The sequence below is a fragment of the Motiliproteus sediminis genome (assembly GCF_017912535.1).
GTDB classification, from domain to species: Bacteria; Pseudomonadota; Gammaproteobacteria; order Pseudomonadales; family Balneatricaceae; genus Motiliproteus; species Motiliproteus sediminis.
The window spans coordinates 166,864-177,616 of sequence record NZ_JAERQK010000008.1; the positions used below are offsets into that span (position 1 = coordinate 166,864).

At 60.1% G+C, this 10,753-nt stretch carries 5 protein-coding genes; 4 read left to right on the forward strand and 1 reads right to left on the reverse strand.

Annotation, left to right across the window (positions count from 1 at the left end; translation table 11 throughout):
- The first annotated feature begins 372 nt into the window (after positions 1 to 372).
- From JJQ76_RS14100 to JJQ76_RS14115, 4 genes are all read left to right on the forward strand, one after another.
- Positions 373 to 2,043 (forward strand): flagellar assembly protein A, encoded by a 1,671-nt coding sequence (locus tag JJQ76_RS14100; protein WP_210397516.1) that lies wholly within the window; start codon positions 373 to 375, stop codon positions 2,041 to 2,043.
- A gap of 248 nt (positions 2,044 to 2,291) precedes the next feature.
- Positions 2,292 to 5,696: a hybrid sensor histidine kinase/response regulator gene (locus JJQ76_RS14105; protein ID WP_210397517.1), complete on the forward strand. Its 3,405-nt coding sequence runs from the start codon at positions 2,292 to 2,294 to the stop codon at positions 5,694 to 5,696.
- A complete protein-coding gene (locus JJQ76_RS14110; RefSeq protein WP_210397518.1) occupies positions 5,696 to 6,607 on the forward strand; it encodes a response regulator transcription factor in 912 nt (303 codons plus the stop codon). Before JJQ76_RS14105 ends, JJQ76_RS14110 begins: the two co-directional genes overlap by 1 nt.
- A gap of 220 nt (positions 6,608 to 6,827) precedes the next feature.
- A complete protein-coding gene (locus tag JJQ76_RS14115) occupies positions 6,828 to 9,515 on the forward strand; it encodes a bifunctional diguanylate cyclase/phosphodiesterase (RefSeq protein ID WP_210397519.1) in 2,688 nt (895 codons plus the stop codon).
- Positions 9,516 to 9,704: 189 nt separating this feature from the next.
- On the opposite strand, the gene JJQ76_RS14120 is transcribed toward JJQ76_RS14115, so the two are convergent.
- Positions 9,705 to 10,457: an OmpA family protein gene (locus tag JJQ76_RS14120; RefSeq protein ID WP_210397520.1), complete on the reverse strand. Its 753-nt coding sequence runs from the start codon at positions 10,455 to 10,457 to the stop codon at positions 9,705 to 9,707.
- Between the last annotated feature and the right edge of the window lie 296 nt (positions 10,458 to 10,753).

A 10,753-nucleotide genomic window follows, 5' to 3' on the forward strand; every position in this document is an offset into this window, starting at 1 on the left:
CAAATGACGTAGGGGGCGGCAGATACCGGGATTGGCAGAGTTACAGGTGAGAATGGGTGCTCGTTGGCAATTCAGAGCTGCCTTAGCGGCTAGACACGCTGCCTGATGTGTCCCAAAGCCGGAGCTGATACGCGGTATCCTGTACCGCAGCCACACGACAAACCCGCATTGAACATTAGGCATGGGGCGTGTCCGGACAGTCGGCATCCGATTCGTGGCCAACAGGCAGCGGCAGATCCACGCAGAGGGGCCAGATGCTCTATGGTGGTGTTATTGGCGACGATTTACCGATTGGGTTAGTCAGTTATCTGTATATCGGTCGATACTATCTTTAAATGCAGTATCTCCACTTAAACGACTAAGGGATAGATTGTGGACCGAATCTGCTTGCGCCTGTCACCGGATCAGCAATTTGTCGAAGCGGTGTTGACTCCGGAAACTGAACCGGCACCTCTAACCGAGACGGCGCTGCGAACCATGCTGGCTGAATCTGACTTCAAGCACTTCAAGCCGCAGGATGATGCCATTCGCACCTTGATCGACTCGGCAGCTCGTGCTGCTGACACCCCCCTGACCGAACAGGTGTTCCTGTTGGCACAGCGCGTGGACGCGGTGCTGGAGCTGGTTGTCAGTGAGAACCAGATGGCTTGTGAAGCCCGGATTACAACCGGTTACGGTGGCGAGCCGATCACCGCGAAGCGGTTCAAACAGGCGCTGCAGGAAAGTGGCGTGCGCATGGGCATCGACACCGCGGTTGCATCGGCATTGATGAAACAGGCTTATCGTGCCGAGCCTGGCTCGATCCACAAAGCCATCATCGCCAGAGGGCGTGCCGCGGATAAAGGAAAGAATGGGCGCTGGGTATCTGAGGTTACTACGGTGCGACCGGCCATCGAGAACCCGAAGATGCGCGAGGACGGCAGTGTCGATCTGCTCGATTTCGGTGAAATCCTGAGCGTTGCGGAAGGCACGTCACTGATGCACCTCGAGCCGCCGACACCGGGTGTCCCGGGCTTTACGGTCACCGGTAAAAAACTGCCAGCCGACCCGGGTAGTCCCGCCAAATTTGTTGCCGCAGAAGGCGTTACGTTAGCGCCGGATCAACAGCATATTCTGGCGGCTCGATCCGGGATGCCGGTTGAAGTTCCAGGCGGTATTCGTGTCGATAACGTCTACAAGGTTAAACAGGTGAATCTGGAAACGGGCCACATCGAGTTCGACGGCACCGTCATCATCCAAGGCGATGTCTGTGACATGATGAAGGTGGTGGCCAGCGGGGATGTCATGGTCGGCGGGTCGGTGCAATCGGCACGGATCGAAGCTGGCGGTGACTTAACCGTCCGTAAAGGTGTGATCGGCCATCAGCGAACGGAAGAGGACGAACTCCATAGCGACGACCTGACCTGTGAACTAATGGCAAGAGGGCGCATGCAGCTGGGTTTTGCCCAGTATGCGCGACTGGAATCAGGAGGGGGGATCTATGTTGACACGCAGTTGTTGCACTGCGTGATCACAACCGCCACTGAACTCGTGATCGGCCGGGAGGGAACGCGCAACAGCAATCTGATCGGTGGCATCTCACGGGTGGGTAAGCGCGTGGTCTGCGGTAACTATGGTACCGATGCGTTTGTGCCGACAACAATCGAACTGCGGCCAAATACCCACGAGATTGACCAACAAGTCCGGCAGTTGACCGAAGCCAGTGAGCTGAAACAGCAGCAACTTGCGGAGATCAAAGCTACGTTGCCGCAGCTATCGACATTACCCAAAACCCCGGAAAACAAAAAAAGCTACAACGCCGCGCTGAAACAGAGTCTTGAAGTCGGCAATGCCGCCGTGGCATTGGATCAGCAGCTCAAGGCCCTGGAGGAGCAGAAGAAAGCGCTGTTGGCCCATGCCTGGGTGGTTGCGCGCGGCACCATCTACCCAGGCGTATCCGTCGTGATCCCACCCTATATCCATAAGACTCACCGCGAGCACCAAGGGGGCGGAATCCGGTTTGAACAGGGCGAGATCCGCTACGACCCTGCCCTGGCCGAGTAACTGGTTCAGCGCCATCAGCAGCTGGGCTGACTCGGCGGCTGCCGACCAACCACCCAACCTCAGATTGCAGCAAGCTGAATAGCTCCGCGGGATGGTAGAAGCTGGCACGTGCACTGCAATAAATAACCATAGTTAGCGATTTCGCCACGGTTTTGCACCCACCCGGTGCGCCGCGGCGTGCGCTATTGGTGCGCCGCGCATTATTGGTGCGGCGTGGTGCTCCGCCATGCTGACCGAAGAGCCCATTGATGCCCGCTTCTCAGAAAGTGTTCAAGGTGCGCCGTCGCTACAACAAGTGGGTGGCCAACCAGACGCTGGAAGATTTTGCTCTGCGCTTCACTGCCCGCAGCGGGCGGCGCATGAGCATCGAACGGGTGGCACAGACGGCGCTCGGTGCCACGGCGTTTCTGGCGCTGGAGGGTTTGGCGGCGGCGGTGACCCTCAACTACGGCTTCACCAACAGCGTGATTGCGATGCTGGTGGTGTGTGCGGTGTTTTTTATCACCGGTTTTCCTATCACGTACTATTCCGCCAAGCACGGGCTGGATATCGATCTGCTCACCCGCGGCGCCGGTTTTGGTTACCTTGGCTCCACCATCACCTCACTGATCTACGCCTCTTTTACTTTTATATTCTTTGCCATCGAGGCGGCGATACTGGCCTCGGCGCTGCAGGCGCTGTTCGGTATCCCGCTGTCGGTGGGTTACTTTCTCTGCGCGGTGGCGGTGATCCCCATTGTGACTCATGGCATCTCGGCCATCAGCCGCTTTCAGGTCGGCACCCAACTGATCTGGGTCGGGTTGCAGTGCACCGCGCTGGCGGTGGTGGTGGGTTACGAGTTCGAGCGATTGGAGGAGTGGACCGGCTACGCGCCGCCGCTGGTAGAGGGCGCCGGGGAGTTCAACATTCTGCTGTTCGGCGCTTGTGCGTCGATCTTCTTCGCGCTGGTGGCGCAGATTGGCGAACAGGTCGACTACCTGCGCTTTATGCCGCCCAAAACCGAGGCCAATAAAAAACGCTGGTGGTTCTGGCTGGTGCTGGCCGGCCCTGGCTGGGTACTGGTCGGTCTGATCAAGATGCTGCTGGGCTCCTATCTGGCCTATCTGGCTATCAGTGACGGGCTGGCGTACACCCAGGCGATCGACCCCACCCATATGTACCAGCGGGTGTTCAACTACCTGACCCAGTCACCGCAGGTGGCGTTGGTGCTGGCGGCGGTGATGGTGATTGTGTCGCAGATGAAGATCAACGTCACCAACGCCTATGCCGGCTCCATCGCCTGGTCCAACTTTTTTTCGCGTCTGACCCACAGTCACCCGGGGCGGGTGGTATGGCTGGTGTTCAACGTTACCATCGCGCTGCTGTTGATGGAGCTGGGTATCTATCAGGCGCTGGAGGCGATTCTGGGAGTATTCGCCATCGTCGCGGTGAGCTGGCTGGCGTCGCTGTCGGCGGATCTGCTGATTAACAAACCCCTGGGGCTGAGCCCCTCCTACGTGGAGTTCAAGCGCGGCCACCTGTACGACATCAACCCGGTGGGCACCGGCTCCATGCTGCTGGCCACCGGGCTCGGAATGCTGAGCTATCTCGGCTTGTTCGGCGAAGTCGCGCGCACCCTCAGCCACTTTGTCAGTCTGGCCACCTGTTTTGTGGCGGTACCGCTGATCGCCTGGCTGACCGGTGGGCGCTACTACCTGGCACGCCAATCCCCTGAGCTGGTGCCGCTGCTGGCAAAGAGCGAGGGCTGCGAGGAGCACCAGACGCTTAAGTGCGGCATCTGCGAAAACGCCTTTGAGGGCGAAGATATGAGCTTCTGCCCGGCCTATCAGCAGCCGATCTGCTCGCTCTGTTGTTCGCTCGACGTGCGTTGCCTGGAAAGCTGCAAGCCCCATGCGCGGTTGTCACAGCAGATCAAAACCTTTCTCAACCTGTTTCTGCCGCGGCGGGTGGTGGCCTGGGTGAACTCGCGGTTGGGACGCTTTGCTGCGCTGTTGTTCGCCATCAGCACCCTCAACGCTGCGGTACTGGCCCTGATCTACCAGCATATGCAGCCGGCGTCGGTAGCCGAGGCGTTGCTGCTGCAACAGGCCCTGTGGACACTGTTCTTCACCCTGCTGATCGCCACTGGCGTGGTTGCGTGGCTGTTCCTGCTGGCGCATGAGAGCCGGGTGGTGGCGCAGGAGGAGTCCAATCGCCAGACCCAAAAGCTGACCCGCGAGATTGAAGCGCACCAGCAGACCGACCAGGAGCTGCAGGCGGCCAAAGAGCTGGCCGAGCGCGCCAACGAAGCCAAGAGCCGTTATCTCTCCGGCATCAGCCACGAGCTGCGCACGCCGCTGCAATCGGTGCTCGGTTATGCACAGCTGCTCAACGACCGCGCCGACACCCCCGAGGGACACAAGCGCGGGCTGGAGATTATCCAGCGCAGCGGCCAGTATCTGGCGGATCTGATCGAGGGCCTGCTGGATATTTCCAAGATCGAAGCGGGGCGGCTCGATCTTTACCGTAATCGGGTCAAGCTGCCCCAGTTGATCGATCAGTTGGTGGCGATGTTCCGGATGCAGGCCCTCGACAAAGGGATCCATCTGAGCTGCCGGATCCATAACGCGTTGCCGGACCAGGTCATCGCCGACGAAAAACGGTTGCGCCAGATCCTGATTAACCTGCTCTCCAATGCGGTTAAGTACACCCCGCGTGGAGAGGTGGAGCTGGAGGTGTTCTACCGCAACCAGGTGGCGGAGTTTGTGGTTCGGGACAGCGGCCTGGGGATCGACGACGAAGCGCTGAAGCGGATCTTTGATCCGTTCGAGCGGGTCCGCACCGCCGACAGTACCCATCTGCCCGGCACCGGACTTGGCCTCACCATCGTCAAACTGCTGACTGAAATCATGGGTGGCGATCTGCAGGTGGAGAGTACGCCGGGGGTCGGCAGTTGCTTTCGGGTCAGCCTGATGCTGCCCTGGGTCAGCGATGCGGAGGTGCCGGAACTGGCGCGCCAGCGAGTGGTTGGGTACGAGGGCTACCAGCGCACCCTGTGCCTGGTTGATGACGACCCGGTATTGCGAGGCATGCTGGCGGATCTGCTTACGCCGTTGGGGTTCGTCACCCTGGAAGCCCCCGACGCCGCGGCCTGCCTGCGGATGCTGGATAAGGCCAAGCCGGATCTGTTTCTGCTGGATATCTCCATGCCGGGCATGAACGGTCTGGAACTGGCGCGTGAGCTGCGCCGACTGGGTGTCGATGTGCCGGTGCTGATGCTGTCCGCCGATGCCCAGGAGGCCGACCGCCACCCGGACGATCAGGCGGTGTACAACGATTATCTGGTCAAACCGATCACCAACCAGAAGCTGCTCGACAAGTTGGCACAGCATCTCAAGTTGCAGTGGACCTACCAGCAGCAGCCGGAAATCACCGAAGTGGCCATTGCTGAAGCCCCGGCCGGCGACGATCAGGCGTTGGTGATACCCGACCATGCACTGATTCGCGAACTCAGGGCCTACGCCGAGATGGGCTATCGCAAGGGGGTGCGCAGTGTGCTCGCGCAACTGCAAAACGATGCGCTGCTGAACGCCGCCACCCAACGGCATCTTGAACAACTGAATGAACGCTTCCAGCTCGAACAGCTGGCGCTCTGCCTGGAGAAACCCGGTTAATGAACGCACCTGCAACCACCGATACCGTGCTGGTGGTGGATGACTCCGCCGACGCCCTCAGCCTGATTAACGACACCCTGGAGAGTGCCGGTATGGATGTACTGGTGGCGCTGGAAGGCAAACAGGCGCTGACTATCGCCCGCCGCATCCGCCCCGATATCATTCTGCTGGATGCGATGATGCCGGTGATGAATGGTTTTGATACCTGCAGCGCGCTGAAGGCGGATCCGGCGCTGGCATCGATACCGGTGATCTTTATGACCGGCCTGACCGACACCGACGACGTGGTGCGGGGGCTGGAAGCGGGCGGAGTGGATTACCTGACCAAACCGATCAACCCCAACGAGCTGCTGGCGCGGATGAAAGTACACCTCAGCAACGCCCGCCTGACCCGCAGCGCCCAATCGGCGCTCGATAGCACCGGCCAGCACCTGCTGACGGTGGGTGCAGCGGGTGAGGTGCGCTGGGCAACGCCCCAAACCTACGCCCTGTTGGCCAAGGCCCGTGCCGATGAAAGCTGGCAGCGGCAGCAACTGGCGCCGCAGCTGTTGCGCTGGTTCAGCCACCGGCCGGAACTGGGGCAGAAACTTACTCTGGAGGAGCTTGACTATCCGCTGACGGTGAAGCTGGTGGAGCATCTGGCCAGTGGCGAACAGTTACTGAAGCTGCTCGACGGTGAGCGCCCCGGTGGTGCCGCGTTATTGAAACAGCAGCTGGATCTGACCGAACGTGAATCGGAGGTGCTTTACTGGATCGCCAACGGTAAAACCAACCGCGAGGCGGCCGAGATTCTGGCCATGAGCCCGCGTACGGTCAACAAGCATCTGGAGCAGATCTTTCCCAAACTGGGGGTTGAAAACCGCACCGCAGCGGCGGGAATCGCGTTGCGCTGCCTGGCGCAGGAGGTATAAGTCAAGGCAGTGCTAGCGATTGTCGGTAATACTTAGGCGCAGCGGCAGTCGATGCTATGGCCCGCTGCAAGGTGCAGTGGATGATCGGTTTTTCCATATCAGGATTTGCTAACAGAGGTGTATCAGGGTATACCCCATGGCTTTACCTAGCCGCTAACGCCGAGTGAACCGCTGGCAGTACCGGTGAAGCGCAACCCGAGATCTACCGGCAGAGAGACCTGTGAACAAGCCTTTGGCATCCATAACCTCTGAGTCGCACCCCGGCGGTCTAAATGGCCGGCTGGTGGCGTTGGCGTTGGCAGCGATGCTGGCGCTGGCCAGCGGCTTTATCTTCACCTATCAGCAGCTCGCCGATATTCGCGAACAGTCGTTGCGCCAAAGCGCGCGCGACAGTGCTGCCTCGTTTCGGCTGCAACTGGATTCGTCGTTACGCCGGATGATGGATTCGGCGGCGTTGCTGGCCAACGAACCGGCGCTGACAGAGGCTTTTCCGCTGTCCCTGAGCAGCAATATCGGTGCGGTCAACGAGGTACTGGATCGCCACTGCATCACCCTCAATGCCAGCGTCTGTTATCTGCTCGGCGCGGACGGGCGCACCTTTGCGTCCAGCAACCGCGACCAGACTGACAGCTTCGTGGGTAAAAATTACGCTTTTAGGCCCTATTTTCAGCAAGCCAGCGATGGCCTGAACGCGCTCTATCTGGCACTGGGAGTGACCAGCGGCAAACGGGGGATCTATGTTTCCGCACCGGTGCGAAATCGTGTGGGGGCGGTGGAGGGTGTGGCGGTTATCAAATATTCGCCGCAACTGCTGGAGAAGGAGCTCGCTCAGGTGAGTGGTCAGGTGTCGCTGGTGAGCGATAGCGGGGTGGTGTTCGTTTCCAGCCGCGCCGACTGGCGCCTGCGCCCGCTGCAGATTCTGGACCAGCAGACCGCGGCCGAGCTGCGGCGTAGCCGCCAGTTTGGCGAGCTGCGCGATGCGGTCGGCTTGCAGGAACAGGCCGGTGGCCGGGTGCGGGACGCTGCCGGGTCGTCATACCTCATTCACCATCTGGAACTGCCACTGTTGCCCGGCTGGCAACTGATCTATCTGGCCGACGAGCGTGAAGGGGTCGCGGGCTGGGTCGGCTCGCAGTTGCTGTTCGGGCTGGTGGTGATCTTTGTCGCCTTCACCGCACTGGTGCTCTACATGTACCAGCGCAACGACCGCGCGCGCTGGCAGGCGGAATGGGCGCGCAAGGCGATGGAGGAGAGCGAGGAGCGGTTCCGCCGGCTGTCCGAGGTCACCAGCGAAGCGATCTTCGTGCATGAAGGGGGGCAATGTCTTGATGCCAACCGCACCGCTGAAAAACTGTTTGGCTACACCCATGATGAATTTCTGGTGCGTCACGCCACCGATATCATTGCCCCGGAGTGTCACCCGCTGCTGATGGAGAAGATCCGCAACCGTGACGAGGCCCCCTACGAAGTGGACGCGGTGCGCAAGGACGGCAGTCGCTTCCCGGCAGAGATCCAGGGGAACAACCTGATCTGGAAAGGACGTGCCATACGTGTCACCAGTGTCCGCGATATCAGCGCACGCAAGGCACAGGATGAGGCCATGCTGCGCCAGGCTCACTACGATAACCTTACCGCTCTGCCCAATCGGGTGCTCTGTCGGGAGCGAATACTGCATGCGCTGGAGCGTCGCCAGCGTAACGGCTCGCAGCTGGCCGTCATGCTGATCGATCTGGACGATTTCAAGAAGATCAACGATACCCTGGGTCATCAGACCGGCGATGAGCTGCTGCTGCAGGCGAGTCAGCGGCTCAAAGCCTGCCTGCTGGACGGCGATACCCTGTCGCGCCATGGTGGCGACGAATTTGTGGTGCTGCTCGAAGATCTGGCCGACGGAGGGCAGGTGGAACGGATGGCGGAAAAAATACTGGCAGAATTGAGCCGGCCTTTCGTTATTGATGCCATGGATCTGGTGGTGACCGCGAGTATTGGCGTGGTGTTGGCTCCGCGCGATGGCCTCGATTATCCGAACCTGATGCGCAACGCCGACATCGCCATGTACAAGGCCAAATCGGAGGGCAAAAACAACTTCGACTTTTTTACCCCGGAAATGAATGTTGAAGCGCACCGCCACCTGGAACTCGACCGCGGGCTGCGCCAGGCCTTGGCTAACCGGGAGTTGTCGCTACAGTACCAGCCGATCTGGGATGTTGAGGGTGATCGGGTACTGGGTAGTGAAGCACTGCTGCGCTGGCACAGCCCGGAACTGGGTTTTGTGTCACCGGCGGAATTTATCCCGCTGGCGGAAAATACCGGCATCATCGTCGAGATTGGCGCCTGGGTTCTGGAACAGGCCTGTGCGCAGATGCGCTGTTGGCTGGATCAGGGCTGTGACATTGCCGCGGTATCGGTCAACGTATCCCCACGCCAGTTGCGGCAGGAGGATTTTGTTGTGCTGTTGGCGGCAGCACTGGAGCGGCATGACCTGAAACCCCAGCATCTGGTGGTCGAAGTGACCGAAGGTATGCTGATTCAGGATGATGCTCGCATTACTGGCGCCATCGATCAGTTGCATCGACTGGGAGTGTGCCTGGCGATGGACGACTTTGGCACCGGCTACTCCTCCTTGAGTTATCTGCGCCGTTTCCCCTTCACCTACCTCAAGATCGACCGGGCCTTCGTCAACGACAGTGACAGCTCGTCGGAAGCAGCGGAACTGCTGAAAGCGATTATCGCCATGGCCCATGGCCTCGGCCTCAACGTGGTTGCCGAGGGGGTTGAAACCGAGCAGCAGCAGGCCTTGCTGCAAACCCTCAGCTGTGACCGTCTGCAGGGCTACCTGCTGGGGCGGCCGATGGCGGCCGCGGATCTGACCGCGTTGTTGAATTCGTTGGTGATTTCCAACCGCTAACTTTTTGCGCGCAACCCTCTAAGACCGAACCCGCGAACAACTCTCTGTGGTTGCTGCCAGCGCCTGAGTCAGCCTGATGGCAGATGCAGATTGCGGCTAATGGACCTGGTCCTTAGCCAAGGCGCTCCCAAAGCGAAGGCCCGCCGCCGGCAGGCAGTCGGGCCTTCAGGTTGGAACCCGGTTGAGCGCTTAGCGCTCGCTGACCAGTGCTTCATCACGCGGGTCAAAGCGAAACTGCAGATCGACCCGGCGATCGAGCGGCGAGTAAGGGTTGTTACTGCTCACCTCGGCGACGCCTTTGCCTTGCGTGATGATGCGGAAGGGCGGCAGTCCGTGCTGCTGCAGGGTCTCGCCTACTTCTTTGCCGCGGCGTTCCGACAGTGCCTGGTTGTAGTGATCCGGCCCTGAGGTGTTGCTATGGCCGGCCAGGTCGATGGTCAGCCCTTTGACTTTGTCAGCACCGTCGCTGAGGGACTTCAGCAGATCCTCATAGCGGGGGTCGACCTGGCTGCTGTTCTGGGCGAAGTAGACCGACAATTTGAGCCCGCTGACCATCGCCTTGAGGGCGCGATGCTCGTCGTCAAGCGTGGTCATCTGTTGTTCCACCGCTGCCAATTGAGCGCGGCGATCGCTCAGTTGCTGCTCGGCAGCAGCCAATTGACTATAGGTGTCGCGCAACTGCTGGCTGAGCCGGTCGTGCTCCTTCTGCTGGGCCTCCAGCGTGTTTTCCTGCACCTGTTTGTGGCCGACCAGGGTGCCGAAGGCGGTGCCCAGAATTGCGCCGATCGGACCGGCGACTACCGCGCCGGCCACCGCGCCGGTGCCGGCGCCGATATGCTGCGGGGTCTTGTCCACTTCGGCGGCCAGCAGCGGGGTGGCGGTGAGGCTGGTGGCAAGGGCCGCGGCGATCAGGTTTTTGTTGAAAGCGATAACAGTGTTCATGGCGTTCCATCCTGTGCAATAAGCGTTGTGTGTTGACGGAATTCATTACAGCGCGAACGCCGTTGCCAAGATGGGAGTGATGGCGGAAGAAAAGGGGAGAAAAAAGGGAAGCAGCGGGGGAGGGGAAGCTGGATTCTGTTTTCGGCGCGGAGCGGACATCTGAGATTGCTTCTATAAACGGTGTTCCAATCTCCTTCCCGTGCAATCAGATAGTCTTTGTTCCGCCCACCCGGGCGGGTTACTTTTTGTCCGTCGTGACAAAAAGTAACCAAAAAGCACTCGCCCACAAAAGCCGC